Annotated in this window: 18 protein-coding genes and 2 pseudogenes; 9 read left to right on the forward strand and 11 right to left on the reverse strand. The window is 71.0% G+C overall.

The window, feature by feature from the left end; all coding sequences use genetic code 11:
• The gene (locus ACFYZZ_RS24160) at window positions 1-1,113 is read left to right on the forward strand and encodes a sensor histidine kinase (protein ID WP_389179459.1); all 1,113 of its coding nucleotides are present in this window, start codon (window positions 1-3) and stop codon (window positions 1,111-1,113) included.
• Between the two features lie 7 nt (window positions 1,114-1,120).
• On the opposite strand, the gene ACFYZZ_RS24165 is transcribed toward ACFYZZ_RS24160, so the two are convergent.
• Together ACFYZZ_RS24165 and ACFYZZ_RS24170 are read right to left on the reverse strand one after the other, a co-directional pair.
• The gene (locus ACFYZZ_RS24165; protein ID WP_389179462.1) at window positions 1,121-2,590 is read right to left on the reverse strand and encodes an FG-GAP-like repeat-containing protein; all 1,470 of its coding nucleotides are present in this window, start codon (window positions 2,588-2,590) and stop codon (window positions 1,121-1,123) included.
• A 173-nt stretch (window positions 2,591-2,763) separates the two neighbouring features.
• A pseudogene (locus tag ACFYZZ_RS24170) lies at window positions 2,764-2,934 on the reverse strand (SAM-dependent methyltransferase); the annotation flags it as partial.
• On the opposite strand from ACFYZZ_RS24170, the pseudogene ACFYZZ_RS24175 reads away from it, so the two are divergent.
• Window positions 2,927-3,064 (forward strand): annotated as a pseudogene (locus ACFYZZ_RS24175) (nucleotidyltransferase family protein); the annotation flags it as partial. The pseudogenes ACFYZZ_RS24170 and ACFYZZ_RS24175 overlap by 8 nt on opposite strands.
• A gap of 4 nt (window positions 3,065-3,068) precedes the next feature.
• Here ACFYZZ_RS24175 and ACFYZZ_RS24180 read toward each other — a convergent pair.
• On the reverse strand, window positions 3,069-4,058 hold the full coding sequence (locus ACFYZZ_RS24180; protein ID WP_389179465.1) for an NAD-dependent epimerase/dehydratase family protein: 990 nt from the start codon (window positions 4,056-4,058) through the stop codon (window positions 3,069-3,071).
• Between the two features lie 88 nt (window positions 4,059-4,146).
• Window positions 4,147-5,208 (reverse strand): PucR family transcriptional regulator, encoded by a 1,062-nt coding sequence (locus ACFYZZ_RS24185; protein ID WP_389179467.1) that lies wholly within the window; start codon window positions 5,206-5,208, stop codon window positions 4,147-4,149.
• A 234-nt stretch (window positions 5,209-5,442) separates the two neighbouring features.
• On the opposite strand from ACFYZZ_RS24185, the gene ACFYZZ_RS24190 reads away from it, so the two are divergent.
• A complete protein-coding gene (locus ACFYZZ_RS24190; protein ID WP_389179810.1) occupies window positions 5,443-5,628 on the forward strand; it encodes a hypothetical protein in 186 nt (61 codons plus the stop codon).
• A gap of 575 nt (window positions 5,629-6,203) precedes the next feature.
• Here ACFYZZ_RS24190 and ACFYZZ_RS24195 read toward each other — a convergent pair.
• From ACFYZZ_RS24195 to ACFYZZ_RS24210, 4 genes are all read right to left on the reverse strand, one after another.
• Window positions 6,204-6,458, reverse strand: coding sequence for a PLD nuclease N-terminal domain-containing protein (locus tag ACFYZZ_RS24195; RefSeq protein WP_389179469.1), 255 nt, complete (start codon window positions 6,456-6,458; stop codon window positions 6,204-6,206).
• Window positions 6,459-6,569: 111 nt separating this feature from the next.
• Window positions 6,570-7,133, reverse strand: coding sequence for an HAAS signaling domain-containing protein (locus ACFYZZ_RS24200; protein WP_389179472.1), 564 nt, complete (start codon window positions 7,131-7,133; stop codon window positions 6,570-6,572).
• A 13-nt stretch (window positions 7,134-7,146) separates the two neighbouring features.
• Entirely contained in the window at window positions 7,147-7,500 is a 354-nt protein-coding gene (locus ACFYZZ_RS24205; RefSeq protein WP_389179474.1) for a PadR family transcriptional regulator, read from the reverse strand.
• A 119-nt stretch (window positions 7,501-7,619) separates the two neighbouring features.
• Window positions 7,620-8,408: an amidohydrolase family protein gene (locus ACFYZZ_RS24210; RefSeq protein WP_389179477.1), complete on the reverse strand. Its 789-nt coding sequence runs from the start codon at window positions 8,406-8,408 to the stop codon at window positions 7,620-7,622.
• A gap of 99 nt (window positions 8,409-8,507) precedes the next feature.
• Here ACFYZZ_RS24210 and ACFYZZ_RS24215 point away from each other — a divergent pair, with 99 nt between their 5' ends.
• Window positions 8,508-8,945 carry a MerR family transcriptional regulator gene (locus tag ACFYZZ_RS24215; protein ID WP_389179480.1) on the forward strand — a complete coding sequence of 146 codons (438 nt, stop codon included), beginning with the start codon at window positions 8,508-8,510 and terminating at the stop codon, window positions 8,943-8,945.
• Here ACFYZZ_RS24215 and ACFYZZ_RS24220 read toward each other — a convergent pair.
• Entirely contained in the window at window positions 8,914-9,108 is a 195-nt protein-coding gene (locus ACFYZZ_RS24220) for a hypothetical protein (protein ID WP_389179483.1), read from the reverse strand. The two genes, ACFYZZ_RS24215 and ACFYZZ_RS24220, sit on opposite strands and share 32 nt — an antisense overlap.
• Window positions 9,109-9,620: 512 nt before the next feature.
• On the opposite strand from ACFYZZ_RS24220, the gene ACFYZZ_RS24225 reads away from it, so the two are divergent.
• Window positions 9,621-9,974: a hypothetical protein gene (locus ACFYZZ_RS24225; RefSeq protein WP_389179486.1), complete on the forward strand. Its 354-nt coding sequence runs from the start codon at window positions 9,621-9,623 to the stop codon at window positions 9,972-9,974.
• 4 nt (window positions 9,975-9,978) lie between these two features.
• Here ACFYZZ_RS24225 and ACFYZZ_RS24230 read toward each other — a convergent pair whose 3' ends face one another.
• The gene (locus ACFYZZ_RS24230; protein WP_389179489.1) at window positions 9,979-10,752 is read right to left on the reverse strand and encodes a VOC family protein; all 774 of its coding nucleotides are present in this window, start codon (window positions 10,750-10,752) and stop codon (window positions 9,979-9,981) included.
• A gap of 194 nt (window positions 10,753-10,946) precedes the next feature.
• The gene (locus ACFYZZ_RS24235) at window positions 10,947-11,312 is read right to left on the reverse strand and encodes a winged helix-turn-helix transcriptional regulator (protein ID WP_389179492.1); all 366 of its coding nucleotides are present in this window, start codon (window positions 11,310-11,312) and stop codon (window positions 10,947-10,949) included.
• Window positions 11,313-11,430: 118 nt separating this feature from the next.
• Between ACFYZZ_RS24235 and ACFYZZ_RS24240 the strand changes: the two genes are divergently transcribed.
• The 4 genes from ACFYZZ_RS24240 (at window position 11,431) to ACFYZZ_RS24255 (ending at window position 17,127) form a co-directional block, all read left to right on the forward strand.
• Window positions 11,431-12,081, forward strand: coding sequence for an FMN-dependent NADH-azoreductase (locus ACFYZZ_RS24240; RefSeq protein WP_389179495.1), 651 nt, complete (start codon window positions 11,431-11,433; stop codon window positions 12,079-12,081).
• Window positions 12,082-12,284: 203 nt separating this feature from the next.
• Window positions 12,285-13,313 carry a tyrosinase family protein gene (locus tag ACFYZZ_RS24245; RefSeq protein ID WP_389179498.1) on the forward strand — a complete coding sequence of 343 codons (1,029 nt, stop codon included), beginning with the start codon at window positions 12,285-12,287 and terminating at the stop codon, window positions 13,311-13,313.
• A gap of 120 nt (window positions 13,314-13,433) precedes the next feature.
• On the forward strand, window positions 13,434-13,889 hold the full coding sequence (locus tag ACFYZZ_RS24250; RefSeq protein WP_389179501.1) for a hypothetical protein: 456 nt from the start codon (window positions 13,434-13,436) through the stop codon (window positions 13,887-13,889).
• A 175-nt stretch (window positions 13,890-14,064) separates the two neighbouring features.
• Window positions 14,065-17,127, forward strand: coding sequence for an FG-GAP-like repeat-containing protein (locus ACFYZZ_RS24255; RefSeq protein WP_389179504.1), 3,063 nt, complete (start codon window positions 14,065-14,067; stop codon window positions 17,125-17,127).
• The last annotated feature ends 57 nt before the right edge of the window (window positions 17,128-17,184 follow it).

Here is a 17,184-nt window from a genome sequence, read left to right on the forward strand (position 1 = left end):
ATGCGTGACGCCCTGCTCATCGCCCTCTACGCCTTCCTCGGCGCCGCCGCCACCGGCCTCGTCGGAGCGGCCGTGCTGCGGCTGATCCGCCGGCGTTCCCTCACCACCTCGCTCGCCGTGGTGGCCGCCGTCGGGGTGGTCGCCATGCTCGCCGGGACGATGGCGGTGGCCCAGGCGATGTTCCTGTCCTCGCACGACCTGCGGGTCGTCACCACGGTCGTGGCCATGGCGGCCGTGGTCTCCCTGGTCACCGCACTGCTGCTGGGCCGCTGGGTCGTCGCCCGCAGCCGCGAACTCGCCGACGCCGCACGGAACTTCGGTGACGGCGGCGCCTTCGCCGCGCCCGAGGTCCCGGCCACCGCCGAACTGGACGCGCTCAGCCGCGAGTTGGCCGCCACCAGCGCCCGGCTCGCCGCGTCCCGGGAACGCGAGCGGGCCCTGGAGACCTCCCGGCGGGAACTCGTCGCGTGGATCTCGCACGATCTGCGCACCCCGCTCGCCGGGCTGCGCGCCATGTCGGAGGCCCTGGAGGACGGGGTGGCCGCCGACCCCGACCGCTATCTCAAGCAGATCCGCACCGAGGTGGAACGCCTCAACGACATGGTCGGCGACCTCTTCGAACTCTCCCGCATCCACGCCGGCACGCTGCCCCTGAGCCCGGCCCGGATCTCGCTGTACGACCTGGTCGGCGACGCCCTCGCGGGGGTCGGCCCGCTCGCCCGCGAGTACGGCGTACGGCTCGTGGGCGACGGGGTGGAGCCGCTGCCGGTGGAGGTGGACGGCAAGGAGATGAGCCGGGTCCTCGCCAACCTGCTGGTGAACGCCATCCGCCGCACCCCTGCCGACGGCACGGTCGCGATCGCCGCCGAGCGTGCCCCCGACGGCGTGGTGCTGTCGGTGACGGACGGCTGCGGCGGCATCCCCGAGGAGGACCTGCCCCGCGTCTTCGACACCGGCTGGCGCGGCACGGACGCGCGCACACCGCCGGCGGGAGCGGGGCTCGGCCTGGCGATCGTCCGGGGCATCGTCGAGGCGCACCAGGGGCGCACGACCGTCCGCAACATCCCGGGCGGCTGCCGCTTCGAGGTGACGTTGCCGGCGGCGAAGGCGTAGACGACACCTAGCCTGCGAAGTCGGCCCCGAAGTCGGTGTACGTGCGGGCCGGCATGTCCAGCGCGGTCGGACCGAAGGTCGTGGACGCGGTCGTCGAGTAGAGCGTGGACGAGGCACCGGGCAGGAACCAGACCGCGCCCTCGGGGTCGTTCTCGCCGACGGCGGCGGCCGTCAGGTCGGCGTGGCCGTCACGGTTCACGTCGGAGGCGAGGAGGGTGTCGCCGAAGTTGTCGCCCGCCTCCAGCGTGCCCGGCACACCGGGGCTGTCCTGCGTGAGGAACACCGGGCGGGTCGTGCTGAGGCCGGAGGCCGAGCCCCGGAGCAGGGTGATCGCTCCGGCGGAGGAGCGGTAGTCGGAGTCGTCCCCGAAGGTCTCGCCCGGCGCGCCGACCGCCAGGTCCCCGTAGCCGTCCTTGTCGAAGTCGCCGATCGCCAGCGCCTGGCCGAAGCGGTCGACCTCTTCCGAGGAGTCCGGGACGCCCGAGGTGTTCTGCGTGAGCGAGACCCGGCGGGTGGCGCTCGGGCCGGACGAGGTGCCGTAGATGACGTGGATCTTGCCGCCGGTGGAGGCCGAGGGGTCGGTGGCCGGGTCCTCCGGGTTGCCGAGGACGATGTCGCCGAAGCCGTCCTTGTTCAGGTCGCCGATCGCGGCCGTCTCGGCGGTGCGCAGGCTCGCCGCCTTGCTGATGCCGTCGGCGGTGCCCTTGTAGTAGACGGCCGTGGCGAGGTGGTCGCCGTTCGGCTTCTGCCCGGTGACGACCAGGTCGGCCTTGGTGTCGCCGCTCACCCGGCCGGCGGTGAGGGCCGGCCTGTCGATGCCAGGGGAGTAGGAGGAGACCCGGCCCGCCGAGCCGGACTTGGTGAACGGGCCCCGGATCAGCCGGACCCGCCAGCTGCTGGGGTTCTGGGTGTCGCTCTGCGCGGAGATCGCCAGGTCGGGCTTGCCGTCGCCGGTGAAGTCGGCCGCCGCGATGCTCAGCCCGAAGTAACTGCCGTACAGAGTCTGCGGGTTCTTCACCGTCGTACCGCCGGACAGGCCGCTCCTGGAGCCCCAGACGATGACGACCGTGCCCGCTTCCTGGGCGCTGCCGGCATTCTCGTGCTGTGCCCCGACGACGAGGTCGCTGTAGCCATCGCGGTTGAGGTCGGCGGTGGCGATCTGGTCGCCGAACTGGTCGTACTTCTCCGCGTCGCCGGGAATGCCGGCGGTGTTCTGGCTGATCAGCTGGTGCTTGGCCGGGTTCAGCCCGCTCGCCGTGCCGTAGACCACGGCGACCTGGCCGGCCTGGGCCTTGCCGCCGACGGCGGCGAACGGGGCGGCGACGGCCGTGTCCCGGTAGCCGTCCCCGTTGAAGTCGCCCTGGAGCCCGGAGGGGGCGGCCGAGGCGGGGGCGGCCAGGGCCACCGGGGTCAGGCCGGAGGCGAGCAGGGTGGCGGTCAGCAGGCAGGTGCGCTTGCGCAAGGTGTTGTCTCCCACGGTCGGGGCGGATCCCGGGCGCCCGGCGGCGCGATGGGGAGACCGTCAGCGAAAGGCCAGGGTTGTACGGGAGTTCGGTTAATTCTTGGGGTTGTTGGGGCGGTTGACTCACTTGCTGCCGACCGGGTGGTGACCCGGGCTCCCCGTCCACAGGCTGTGGACGTCGACGGGAGTCACCCCGGTCGGCGGCCGATCGCCAGCAGATGCGAACTCGCCGCGAGCAGTTCGGGGTAGGGCTCGGCCATGCGTGCCGCGGTCAGTGCCGACTCGAACAAGGGTGAGCCGATGAGTGACTCGCCGGTGTGCCGTTCGGTCGCGGCCAGGAGCGACCAGGCCGGGCTCTCCGACGTGTTCAACCTTGTTGTACGGCCCAATCCGGTGCTCGCTCCGCGGGACATCTACAAGAGCAAGTCGGCCCGCTGGCGGCAGCAGTGGCCTGAGCTGACCGTTCTGGACTGGCCGACCGTGCCGTGACGGCTCACCGCGCCCGCGCGAACTCCCGCATCCCCTCCTCGAAGGTCACCTCCGGCTTCCAGCCCAGTTCCGCTCGCAGGCGGGACGAGTCCGCCGTGATGTGGCGTACGTCGCCCAGCCGGTACTCGCCGGTGATCAGGGGGTCGGGGCCGGCGCAGGCGGTGGACAGGGCGTGGGCCAGGTCGCCGACCGTGTGGGGGGCGCCGCTGCCGGTGTTGTACGCGGTGAGTGTTCCGGGGCGCGGCTCGGACTCCAGTGCGGTGACGTTGGCGGCGGCCACGTCCCGGACGTGCACGAAGTCCCGGCGCTGGCGGCCGTCCTCGAACACGCGCGGGGGCTCGCCGCGTTCCAGGGCCGAGCGGAAGAAGGAGGCGACCCCGGCGTACGGGGTGTTCCGGGGCATGCGGGGGCCGTAGACGTTGTGGTAGCGGAGGGAGATCGCCGTGCCGTCCGTGCAGCGGGCCCAGGCGGCGGACAGGTGTTCCTGGGCGAGCTTGGTGGCCGCGTACACGTTGCGCGGGTCGGGTGGGGCGTCCTCGGTGACCAGGCCGGGGGACAGCTGCGCGCCGCAGTGGGGGCAGGGCGGGTCGAAGCGGCCCGCGGTCAGGTCGGCGGCGGTGCGGGGGCCGGGGCGTACGACACCGTGCACGGGGCAGTCGTAGCGGCCCTCGCCGTAGACCACCATCGACCCGGCCAGGACGAGTCGACGTACGCCCGCCTCGGCCATCGCGGCGAGCAGGACGGCGGTGCCCAGGTCGTTGCGGGAGACGTACTCGGCCGCGTCCGCGACGCCGTTGCCGAGGCCCACCATGGCCGCCTGGTGGCAGACCGCGTCCACGCCGGACAGGGCGCGGGCGACGGCCGCAGGGTTGCGCACGTCGGCGGCCGGATCGTCCCGGACGTCGTAGACGACCGGCTCGTGCCCGCGCGCCCGCAGCGCGTCGACGACATGGGACCCGATGAACCCGGCACCGCCGGTGACCAGTACACGCATACGGTCACGCTAGGTCCGCGACCCGCCCGCGACCGGGTGCGACGGGCGGTACGTCACTCCTTCGTAAGGACTGCTCTGCAAGGACTGCTCAGAGCGGCTTCGCGGGCCAGTCCAGCAGGCGGGCGCCGATCACCGCCGTCTGCAGCGGGTAGCGGTGGGCCGGGTCGGCCGGGTCGGTGCCGGTCAGCTTGTGGATGCGCTCCAGGCGGTAGGTCAGGGCGCGCACGCTGAGCGACAGCCGGCGGGCGGCCTCGGCGGCCACGCAGCCGGAGTCGAAGTACGCGGTGAGTGTGTCCAGCAGGGGCTGTGGCCCGCCGCGGGCCGCCGTGAGCGGACCGAGGGTGTGCGAGACCAGGTCGGCCATCGCCTGCCGGTCGCGGGCGAGCACCGGGTACACCAGCAGGTCGGCGGCGCGCAGCAGCGGTTCGTTCAGGTCGAGCCGCCCGGCCATCTCCAGTGTGGCGAGGGCCTCTTCGTACGACTGCACGACCCCGCCGGGACCGTGCTGCGCGCGGCCGACCGCGACCCGGCAGCCCTCGGCCGCCGCGTACACCTGCTTGGCGAAGTGGGTGAGGACGTCGTCCTCGTCGCCGGGCGCGACGCACAGCAGCCGGCCGTTCTTGGTGGTGAGCAGGATGCTGCGGGCGTCGAAGCGGGTCAGGACCGCCCGTTCCACCTGCCGGGTCACCGGATCGCCCTCGGCGTACGGCACCGGGCCCTCGGCGACGGCGACCGCGTGGGCGCGGGACATCCGCAGGCCGAACCGTTCGGCGCGCTCGGCGAGGCGGCCCAGGTCGCTGCGGCCGTAGAGCAGGTCGTCGATGAACTCCCGGCGCGCGGCCTCCTCGCGGCGCACGGCGAGCCGCTGGGCGCGTTCGTAGCCCTCGGCGAAGGCGTCGACCGCCTGCTGCACGGCGGCCAGCGTGCTGTCGGCCGAGCCGGGCGTGCGGGGCCAGGCGGCGCGGGCGGCGGCCAGGTGGGCGACGACCAGGGCGCGCAGCCCGTGGCCGGACTCGGCGGCCTGCTCGCCCAGGGCGCGGCGCGCGGCCAGTTCCTCCCGGGTCAGCCGGCGGCCGGTGGCCGCGACCTCGGCCAGCGTGCCGGCGTAGCCGTCCAGATAGTGCTCGGGTATCGAATGCTGCTCCGTCACGCCGTCCCGTCCCCCGTTGTCTTGACGTGCCGGTGACGGTTCCTTAGCGCCTCTCCGGCATCGAGACATTATGGAACGCTGCCGGGAACCGGCAATGCGCGGGCGCGCGCCCCTCGTGCACCATCACGGCACGGGGGAGCACTATGGATGGTTCGGTGCCGGACACCGGCAGGTGTCCGGCACCGAACCAGGGGCTCGTCCGTCTTTCATCGTCTGACGCACAAGGACGTAGCCGTGGAAGCCCTCGGCTCGCTCGGCACGGCGGACGTGCAGAACCTGACGGTGTCGGCGCTGCTGATGAAGCGGATGAAGTCCGGTGGGCCGGAGGCGGGACAGTTCCGGCAACTGCTCGACCGGGTCGGTGAGCTGGGCCTCGCGGACACCCCGCTGACGGCGCTGAACGGCGCCGCCCGGAACTGAAGACCGGTGGCCGGGCCGCCGTACGGGGGTCTGCGGCCCGGCCGCCTCCCGCTTCCTCGCACTACTGCCCCGCCGGGGTGGCTCGGAGGGGCCGAGGGCTGCGAAGTGGCGGGTGCGGGCTGGGCCCGGGGTGTGCCGGTGAGCCGGTCGCCTAGGGTCGACAAGAGGGCGTACGTCTTTCGCGGCGCCGTGACCGTCGCATCCGTTCGCCTCTGGCTGTGCACATGACCGGCCCGCCAGAACTCAGCCCCTCTTCTGTTTGTACAGTTCGAGGTCCCTGTTCACGAACAGATGCACATAGCCGCAGTTCCAGCAGATCAGGCCGGTTGCCGACTCGTTCGCCCAACCCAAGCTCATGAATTCCATTCCGGAGCTGTTGAGCTTTACCTCACGGTCCCTGAACAGGTCACCCTGACAGAAATTGCACTTGATCCACACGCCCCCGAGAGCCGCGCGAACAGGTTTGGCCATGCCTCCGCCTTTCCTATGAGCCGCTTGAGTGGTGCACCCGTCTCGCACACGAACTGCACGGCGGGCATGCGTAATCAGGCCACCGAACGGGGCCTTTCTTGGAATCAGGCGATGCCTGGCCGGTGCTGGGCATCGCGGCGGCCGACGAGGAACCAGAGCAGACACCCGAGGAAGGGGGTCATCAGGGCGAAGACGACCCAGACCAGCTTCATCCCACCGGTGAGGTCGGACCTGACGATGCTGAGCAGAGCGCCGAAGTACAGCGCGAGAACGCCGACGACCGCGGCAGCTCCTGCGCAGCCGATCACGATGGTGCCCGTGGGGGCAAGGGCTATCTGGTGTGCGAGCTGTGCCTGCATCGTCTGTTCCTCTTGCTGGTGGGGGGATTCCTCGAGCGCCCGGTCGGGCGGCCTCGGTTGATGGCGGTCCGGCTGTTTCAGGATGCCGACTGCGTCATCGGCGAGCGCCTGTCATGTCGGGCGCTGTGCGGACCGCAGCAGGTGGACGCCGGCGGCAGCCGGGAGGGCCAGGACGGCCAGGGTGAACGGGACGAACAACGCTCCGAGGCCGAGGCCCAGCGCGCCCGCGGGAATCACCCACTGCGCCACCAGGAACAGCAGCGGCACGAGGGCGGCCGCCGTCCCGATCGCCTTGTCGTGGTTACGCCACTGAGGCGTGGTCCACAGCCACCAGATCGCACCGATCAAGGCGATGCCCAGCGGGGGTGCGAAGGCCGTCAGGGGGCCGGTCACCGCCAGCAGTCCAACGACGGCGAGGCTACGCCCCTGGCTCGCCTGCGGAGCGGGGAGCTCCTCTCCGAGCGCGGTCGCCGCGATCGTGCGCGGGTCGCCGAGGCGCGCGAGCACGGCGCGGATCTCGTCGTCACCGGTCGCGGGCTCTTCCGCGAGCGCCACGGCGATGTGCTCCTCCAGGTCGGCCAGCAGTTCGTTTTGGCGTTCCGGGCTGAGCCCGGCCGTCTCCCGCCCCACGGCGGACAGGTAGCTGCGCACCAGCGGATGCCTGGTGATCGTCATGGTGGTCTCCCCGTCAGTCGGTGATGAAGTGGTCGACCGCGTCACGGAAGTGCGGCCAGATGGCGGTGAACTCCTTCAGCGCCGTTTGCCCCGATGGCGTCAGCTCGTAATAGCGCCGGGGCGGCCCGCTGGGGGACTCCTGCCATCGGGTCTCCACCAGTCCCTCACGGCGCAGCCGGGACAGCAGGGGGTAGATGGTCCCCTGGCTGGTGACCATGACGTTCACCGCGCCGAGGGATTCGAGCAGCTCCACGCCGTAACGCGGGCGGTCCCGCAGGAGAGCCAGCACGCAGTACTCCAGCACCCCCTTGCGGAGCTGGCTCTCCGCCTTGCCCGCGGTGGGCTTACCTGCGACGTCAGGTTCCATGCATTGCACAGTACCTGGTTGTCTCTACAAGTCCAAAGGCGATGTCGGTGCACCTCAGTTGGCGAATTCCCCAACTGAAGCGTCCAATCCGTCGGGCACCGGGGGAGGTTGGGCCTGCCTCAGCCGAGCCCGACCAACTCGGCGATCGTCCCGCCGAGCACCCGGTCGCGTACCTCTCCAGGGCTGGTGACCCGCTCCACCATCGCCCGAGTGAGGACCGGGTCGCCGTACGGCGCGTCCGATCCGAACAGGGTCCGGTCCGGAATCTCCTTGATGGCCAGCCGGACCGCGAAGACGATGTTGGCCGTGGACAGCTCCAGGTACATGCTCGGGGTGTCCCTCACCAACTCGACGGCCTGCATCCAGTTCAGCCCGCCGAGCTGGCTGACCACCAACGGAACCGTCGGATACCTGACGGCTAGCGCCGACATCTTCGTCAGGTCGTCCGCCGTGGTCGGAGCGAATCCGTGTACGACCACGGGCAGTCCCCCGTGATCGGCCGCCGCTCGGAGCACCGGTTCGATCACCTCTGCCCGTCCCGGCGGCGGTGTCAGCTCGCCGATTCCGCGCAGCCCACGCCCGACGACCTCGCGTTCCACGATCGCGGCGGTCTGCTCCGGCTCCAGGTCCAGCGGCACGGACAGGAAACCGATGAACCGCTGCGGGTGTGCGGCGAGCGCGGCGTCCAGCTCCGCCCACGCTCCGCGGTACCCCTCGACGGTGCCGGAGCGACCCCCGATGGCCTCGTCCAGGATCGCCATCTCCCGGCGCAGCGAGGCGAGGTCATCGGCCCGCTCGGGGTGTGGGCGGGTGGCGAAGAGTACGGCGCGGTCCACGCCGGCCTCGTCCAGCAGTCCGACGTGTGCCTCGACGGGGTCGTGGACGTGGCTGTGCGCATCGATGATCAATGACTTACTCCCTCCTTGGTGATCGGCCCGGAATGTGGCCGACCAGCGCACTGTTGCTCCCTGACACTGTGGGAAGGTCAAGTCGGAGGGAACCGACCGGTGTTGATCGGGGAGCTGTCGCGTCGTGCCGGAGTCAGTGAGCGCCGGCTGCGCTACTACGAGCGCATGGAGCTGATCAGCTCGGAGCGCCGCGCCAACGGCTATCGCGAGTACGACGAACGGACGGTGGAGACAGTGCGGCGCATTCGCGCGCTGCTGGCCGTCGGCTTGCCCACCCGCATCATCCGCCAGGTCCTGCCCTGCACCTTCGACGACGCGACCCTGCGCCCCTGTCCCGGCGTCCTCACCACCCTCCGCACCCAGCTGGACGTCCTCGACCAGCGCGCCGCCGATCTGGACACCGCGCGACGCCTTCTGCGCCGGACGATCGCCGCCACCGAGAACGCGGCAGGCCAAGACGTGGTGTCGGGAGCCGAAGTCCCGTACTCGGGTGGGGAAAGCCGGCTCAGAAGTCGAAGCTCGCCTTCTGGAAGCTGACGCACAGCCAGTCGACGGTGGCGGCCCATGTCACCAGGGTGCCGAGGAGGGTGCCGGTCGCTGCCCAGACGCCGGACCGGCGGCCGAGGAGCGCTCCCGCGAAGCCGGTGAGGGCGGCGGCCCCGCCCAAGGGGGCGCCGAAGGGGACCAGGGCCGCGTTCACGAGCGCCACTTTCTCGTCGTGGTTCCCGAGGCAGCCCGTCGGGCTCGTGCACTCCATGACGTCGTGGCCCAGCCAGTACAGCCGTGTACCAGGGTGCCAGGCGGAGATCGCCGACTCGCCCAGCAGGCGAGCAGGGGCCGCTGTGATGTTTGGACCTGTATGTGCGCCTGGTGTACCAGGGGTCCAGGGGTCCAGGGGTCCAGGAGGTATCCGTGGGACGGCTGTGACCCCTGTGTGTTCTGGCAGCAGGAGAGCTTCCCGTACCCGATCAAGTTCGTCACCCGTTCCTGACGTTCCGACAGGTGAGGAACGGTGGGCCGGGCGCAATCTCCCGAGCGGTGTCAGCCGTATAGACGGCAGAGGGATCAATCTGACGAAACACTGCGAAATGAACAGCTGGAGTCATGATGACCTCCAATGCCACCGAAGTCACTCTGAGGGGGCTGGGAGCGTGTTGTGCTGTCGGAAACGCGGTGCTGCACACTCTGCTCATTCCTGATCACCTTGAGGAAATGTTCTACATAGGCGTCCTCTTCGCCGTGGGCAGCGCCGTCATGCTGGTCGTGGCGGTCGCGCTCGTCACGGTGCGGCGCCCCGTGGTCGCCTGGGTGACCGGGGCGCTCGTCAGCTTCGGCATGATCGTCGGTTTCCTGTTGTCGCGCACCGTCGGCCTGCCGAACGGCTACTACGAAGCCGGTTGGGAGGCCCCCTACGGCCCGCTCTCTCTGCTCGTCGAGGGAGTCTTCTTCCTCGCCTTCCTCACCTGGCTGGGAGTCCGGACAGAAGAGGGTGCGGAGCCCGAGCCGCCGTACCGGGCGGCCCGCGAACGGATCGCACCGGGCAGAAGCGCGTCGAAAGGCTGGTGAGAACTCAGTTCTGGCGAGGGTTCGGCTTCAGTACGGCGAACACGGCCTGGTCCGGGTCCGCGAGCCAGGCGATGCGCCCGACGTCCGGCACGTCAGCAGCCGGCATGAGCACCGCCCCGCCGTTCCCCTGCACGGCCGTGACGACGACATCCGCGTCGGCCACGGCGAAGTACGGCATCCAGCGCGCCGTCTCCTGCTCCCCCTGGAGCGGAGCCACGCCGCCGAAGGATCCCTCCTGTTGGTCGCCTTCCGCGATGCTCAGGACCCGGTAGGTCATGCCGGGCGCCCGCATCTCCTGGGAGCGCCAGCCGAACAGCCCCTGGTAGAAGCGGATGGCCGCTTCCGGGTCGGGGACGTGCAGCTCCACCCACACCAGTGTGTTGTCACCCGACGTCCGTTCCAGGCCCATCGCTGACTCCAGGACGGCGAACCGCGCGCCCTGCGGGTCGGTGAACTGGGCCAGCCGGCCCTCGCCCACGTTGATGGGCGGAACGCGCACACCGCCGCCGCCGGCGGTCACGGCACCGGCGGTGGTCTTGATGTCGTCGCTGCGGAAGTACGTCGTCCAGGCCGACGGGGTGCCCTCCTCGGTCAGCGGCCCGAGAGCGGCGACCGTTCTGCCGTCCTGCTGGAAGAACCCGTACCCGCCCGCCTCGGGCCCCAGCGACAGGTGCTGCCAGCCGAAGACGGCGCCGTAGAAGGCGGCGGCCGCGTCCGTGTCGGGGCTGCCGAGATCGATCCAGACGGGCGACCCGGCGCGGAAGTCGGTGCCGAGCATGCGGGTCCTCCTGCGGGTCCGGAACTGAGAGGAACTGAGAGGAACTGAGACGCCGTCACTATGCCGCCCACGAGGACGGCACCGAGCCCGGCGGCCCGGAACTCCCGGCCGTTTCACCCGGGCTGGGGAACCCGGTGGGCCCGCTCTGTGCCCGTTCGTCAGCCGTTGCCCGTTCGCCGGCCGTTGCTCGCTCGCTAGGCGTTCTCCGTGCAGGGCGGAGCATCCGGCAGGTGCTTCATGGCCCACGCGCCGAGTTCCCTGAGCGCGGGTTCCAGTGCGGCGCCCGCCTCGGTCAGCCGGTAGGAGACTCGCAGCGGGGGTCCCTCGTCGACCTCGCGGATCACGAGGCCCGCCCCGCCGAGTTCGGCGAGCCGGTCGGAGAGCATGCGCTCGCTGATGCCGGGGATGGCCCGGCGCAGGTCGGCGAAGTGCGTCTGCCGCCCTTGCAGGACGGACAGGATCGGGCCGTTCCAGCGCTTTCCGAGCACCTGGAAGACGCGGGTGATGCCGTCGTCCACCCGCCTGCACTGTGCCGCGCCATGCGTCTGCTCCGCCGCCATGGGGCCAGGGTACTACCCGACCGTTTGGGGATGAAAAAAAGTAAGTACCTGTGTTAGACATAGCTGCGTATGAAACCTCAGGCCCGCTTGCCGCGGGCTCGTCCCCTTTGGAGACCCCATGGCCACGCTGCTTCACATCGACTCCTCCCTCTTCCCGGGCGAGGCATCCGCCTCCCGTGCCGTGACCGACGCCTTCCGCAGGACCTGGGAGGAGCAGCACCCGGGCGGCACGGTGGTCTACCGGGACCTGGCCGTGAACCCCGTCCCGCACATCGACGCCCACGCCCACACCGCCGGCTTCGTCGACGCCGCCGCCCACACCCCCGAGCAGGCGGCCGCCTTCGCCGACCGCGTGAAGCTGATCGAGGAGCTGGAGCAGGCGGACGCGGTGCTGATCGGCGCGCCGATGTACAACTACTCGATCCCCTCGACCCTCAAGGCCTGGCTGGACAACGTGATCCTGTTCGGCCGCACCGCGGGCGAGGCTCCCTCCGCCAAGGGCACGCCCGTCACCGTCGTGGCCAGCCGCGGCGGCTCCTACGCGCCGGGCACCCCGCGCGAGCCGTACGAGTACGTCCAGAACTACCTGACGGCGGTCCTCGGCGACGCGCTCGGGCTGGAGCTCGACTTCATCGTCCCTGAGCTGACCATGGCCCCGCAGAACCCGGCGATGTCCGAGCTGATCCCGCTCTTCGAGGCCTCCCGTGACCGCGCCCTCCAGGACGCGGCCGTCAAGGCGAAGGCCCTCGCGGAGCGCTTCGCCGCGTAGGCGGGCGCCGGCCTCCCTGCCCCTGCCCGCCGGGGAAGGGGCAGGCTCCTCGGACCGGATCTCCCGCCCGGATCTCCCGCCCTGATCTCCCGCTCATCCGTTCGGACCGTCGCGGTCGCCGCCCGGAGCGGCTCCTCCCAGAGTGGGTGGCGTGGCCCGGCCGGAAGGGGTGTGGGCGGACAGGAATGAGGAGTGAGCCGCGTATGAGTCCCAGGAAGACAGCAGCGAAGACGGCGACCAAGGGGTTCCCCACCGCCGAGGACGCCCTGGAGATCGCCTCGGAGTGGGCGCCCGCCCAGCTCATCGACAGCGAGGAGATCGGCCTGCGGCTGAACCGGATGATGGCGGACGGGCACGCCCAGCCGGGCATGGCGGCGCCCGGCCCGGTCGCGGCCGCCTCCGCCGCTCACCTCGCCGGGGCCGGTCTCGGCGAAGCCGCGTGGCACATGCCCACCGGGACCGCCGCGCCGATGACCGCACCGATGGAGGCGGAGCAGCTGCGCTCCCTGGTGACCAGACTCGTACGGGCCTCGCAGCGGGTGCGCAAGGACCACCGGCAGCTGAGCACCGCCGAGCGGGACCGGTACAACGAGGTGCTGCGTCAGCTCGCGACCACGCCGGCGTACAAGCAGCTCGTGGCCGACCACCAGGACATGAGCCACCGGCACCACACCATGCAGGGGATGGGACCGGAGGCCACCCAGCGCTTCCTGCCCTGGCACCGCGCGTACTGCCTCAAGTTCGAGGAGCTGCTCCGCACGGTCGATCCCGCGCTCACGATCCCCTACTGGGACTACACCAACGACCACGCCCGCCCCGACTGGGTGTGGAAGCCCAGCGGTGTCACCCGGCCGACTCCCGCCACGAGCGGTCTGCCGACCCAGGCGACCATCGACGGGCTGCTGACCCGCCCCACGTTCACGGCCTTCACGTTCGGCAGGGTGATGACGGGCGTCCAGCCCAACGGCCTGGAAGTGGCCGCCCACAACAACGTGCACAACTGGTGCCGCGGCACGCTCAGTCAGCCCATGACCGCGTCGAACGACCCGATCTTCTTCCTGCTGCACGCCAACGTGGACCGCATCTGGGACCAGTGGCAGCTGACGCACACCGGCGGCCCCAACGTGACCGGCGCGGACGCGGGCCTTGACCCCTGGTGGACCCAGGCCGCCGGCGGCCTCACCACCGACTCCGTCAAGGACATCACGGTGCTCGGTTACTCCTACCAGTAGCAACCCGCTGCTGCCGGGATCCCGACCTGCTCGCGCTCTTCCTCACGACTCCGCCGCGCCTTCCAACTCCCCATGAAAAACTGGGGGTTGGAAGGCGCACCGGTGGAGCAGCGTATGGGGATGGAATGGATCAGCCTCGCGAGTACGGCACTGGGTGCGCTGGTCGGTCTGGCGGCGACGTTCGTCCTGGACCGGGAGCGCTGGAGACGGGAGAGCGACCAGCGCAGGAGAGGCGACCGACGCGCGGTGTACACGTCGTTTCTCGCCGCCACCGCGGAAGCGAGCGAGACCCTCATCAACATCGCGCGCGGCCATGACACCGATGCGTCGGCGTCGACCCGCGCAGGGACCGTCCTGCGGGACAGCAGGGTGCTGTCCCGGCGGCTGGAACTCTCCCTCATCGCGGAACCGGCCGTCATGGAACAGGCGAACGTCCTCGTGGACCGCCTGCGCGACTACCACCACGCCGTCGGTCAGGGCCTGGCCGACCACACGCAGGCCGTGGACCAGGCGCGCCTCGCCTTCAACGAGCAGCGGGACCAGCTCATCGAGGTGATGCGCAAGACGCTGACCTGAAGCCCGCCCGGAGCACGCCTTCTCCCTTGGGGCACCCTCGCCCTTTCCTTTGCCAGGCCTTTGCTACGATCCGGCCACTTGTGCGAGTTGTTCGTGCCTCAACGACTTGTCGGCCCCTGCCGTATCGGTCCGTCGCCCGACGTTCCTCGCTCCCCGTCTCCTGTGGAGGAACCGAGTGGGCAGACGTGCCCTCATACGTGGCGGCATCGCCGCCGCCACCTCGCTCGCGCTGGCCATGGGTCTTGGGCCGCTGGCCTTCGACGCGCACGCGACCGACGCCGCGGAGGTGGTCGTACCGGCCGAGACGTCCCTGCTGCCCAGGACCGCCCTGCTGAGCGCGGGCACGTCGGGGTTCCTGCGGTACGAACCCGGACGCGGCCATCTGTGGACCACCTACACCGGTGAGGACACGGTGGTGGACGCCTCGGCCACCGAGGTGTGGGGAATGCCGGACTTCGGCGCCGGTTCGGACGTCGTCGCCCGCTACGACGACGGCACGCGGACCGTGTCACTGCGGGACATGGGGGCCGGCGGGACGACCGTGCCGCTCCCGTTGCCGACGGGTCACACCTACGTGGGGACGCTCGGGCGGACCGTCGTGACGACCGCCTGGTCGGGCGACGACCTGGGGTGGCACCTCCTCGACGTGCAGGACGACGGCACGGTGCGCGACCGCACCGTGGCGGGAGTCCCGGCCGGCATCACCCTGCTGAACGGCGGTAATTCGCCCGTCGCCGATGCCCACGGCATGCTGGTCCATTACCGGGACAGCACGACGGTCACGCGAGCCTGGCTCGACGCCGACGAGGGCCGGCTGGTCGAAATGCCGTTCAACCCGAACGTCAGCAGCAACGCTCAGGTGGTCCTCACCGCCACCCACCTGCTGTCGTGGGACGGCTCCGACACCGTTTCCGTGTACTCCCGGGACGACCTGACCACCGTCGTCCGCACCGTGCGCCTGGTCAACGACCCGAGCACGCACCTGCTGGGCATGGTCGGCGACAAGCTCCTGGTCTCACGCTACGACTCCTCCCTGGGCGCCATGGACGGCAGCCTGCCCGTCTGGCGGGTCGACGCGGTCGCCTTCGACGGCTCAACGACGGGGACCGTGCTGGCCCGGTCGGAGAGCCTGGAACTCGCCGTCCCCACCCCCGACGGCGGGATCCTGGTACCCGGCAGCGGGCCCGACACCGCCGACTGGGGAGTGAACCTGGTCCGGGCGGGCGCCGACGGCACCCCCGTGGTCCAGCGGGTCGCCGCCGCGGAACTGAAGCCCACGACCGACCCCGTGCAGGACCTCACCCTCATGGGCGGCCGGCTGACCATGCTGCAGAAGGACCTGGAGCAGGGCCGTACGTACCTGTACAGCCGACCGGTCGACGCGACCGGTGACGGCCTCACGCTCGGCTCCCGCACCTCCCACGGCGCCGTCACCGGCACCGTCGACCCCAACCTGGTGAGCACCGGGGACGGCCGTACGGTGGTCTGGAACCTGTGGTCCTCGGGCGGCGACACCGTTCCCCGGGTCGTGCAGCCGACGGGCTCGCTGCCCGGCACGCCCGTCGACGCGAAGCACAACTACGTCCGCGTGTTCGACGCCAAGGGCCGCCACGTCGTCATGCCCACCGAGTCCACCGACGAAGCCGCGTCGGAGACGCGGGTGGTCGACCTCGACACGGGCGGCACGGTGCTGATCGCGGGCGGCAGAACGATGTGGGGCACCACCCTGTGGGTGCGCGACGGCAACGACGGCGTCGTGCCGGTCGACGTCCGCACCGGCGAGCGGGGCGACCCGGTGTGGTTCGGATCCGGCTGCCTGCTGGAGAACCTGCAGGCCGTGGGGCGCTGGCTGCTGTGGTCGTGCGTGGGCAGGGCCGAGGGACAGGGCGTCTACGACACCGTCACGAAGACCAAGTTGACCCTCACCCAGGGAGAGTGGGGGAAGGCGGAACTCGGTGACGGATTCGTCGTCACCAACACGGACGGCACCCTGAAGGTGACCGACGTCCGCACCGGCACCGCCGTCTCGCACACGGTGGGGTCCGCCGAGTCCTGGAAGCCCTGGGACGTGGACCCGTACACCGGCCTGATCGCCTACGTCGACGCCAAGGGCGACACCCACGTCGTGTCCAGCGGCGTTCCCGTCTCCTCGCTCACCCAGCTCGACTCGGCCGTCGCCGGGTCGGCCGACGTGAAGGGCGGCGCCGCGCCGTGGAGCCCCAGGTGGTGGCTCTCGAAGCCGGCCGCCTGGCAGCTCGTGATCAGGAACAAGGCCACCGGCACGACCGCGCGCACCCTGTCCGGCGGTACGGCCCGGGGCCTGGTCCAGGCGTCGTGGAACGGCAAGGACGCGGCCGGCAAGCTCGTCCCCAACGGCGCCTACACCTGGACCCTGACGGCCACCCCGGCCGACGGCCAGGGCCCGGCGCTGACGAAGACCGGCACGGTCAAGGTCACCGGCGCCGCCGCGGTCCGGCGGGACTTCGTCGGCTCGGACGGCTTCGGCGAACTGCTGACGCTGGGCGGCTCGGGCGGGCTGACGTACCAGTACGGCTCCGGCACCGGCACCTTCACCGGCAAGCGGACCGGTTCCGGGTGGCCGACGACGGTGAAGGCGGTGCCCTTCGGCGACCTGAACGGAGACCGGTGCAACGACGTGCTCGTGCGCCTCAGCAGCGGCACGCTGCGCGCCTACCGGCCCGCCTGCGGCTCGGCCCCGACCCCGTCGACCGCGTACACGTCGCTGGGCACGGACTGGAACCAGTACGACGTGCTGACCTCACCGGGAGACATCAGCGGTGACGGCCGCGCGGACCTCGTCGCCCGCCAGTCCTCCACCGGGAACGTCTACCTCTTCAAGGCGACGAGCACGGGCAAGCTCTCGGCGCGGGTGAAGATCGCGTCCGCGTGGACGGGCTACAAGAAGATCGTGGGCGCCGGCGACCTGAACGGCGACGGCCACGGCGATCTGCTGGCGCAGGACAAGTCGAACGAACTGTGGCGCTACGACGGCACCGGCACGGGCGCGTTCAAGAGCCGCGTGAAGGTCTTCAACGACTGGGGCTCGTCGTACAACGCCCTCGTGGGCGTGGGCGACATCACCGGTGACGGCAGGGCCGACCTCGTGGCCCGCGACAGCTCCGGCACCGTGTGGCGCAGCAACGGCAACGGCAAGGGCTCCTTCGGCAGCCGCACGAAGATCGCGACCGGCTGGCAGAGCTACAAGGGCCTGTTCTGACGCGGACCTCGGCATCACCCGGCGGGCCCGGACGACTTGTTCGTCCGGGCCCGTTCG

The sequence above is a fragment of the Streptomyces sp. NPDC001816 genome (assembly GCF_042892235.1).
In the GTDB taxonomy this organism is placed as follows: Bacteria; Actinomycetota; Actinomycetes; order Streptomycetales; family Streptomycetaceae; genus Streptomyces.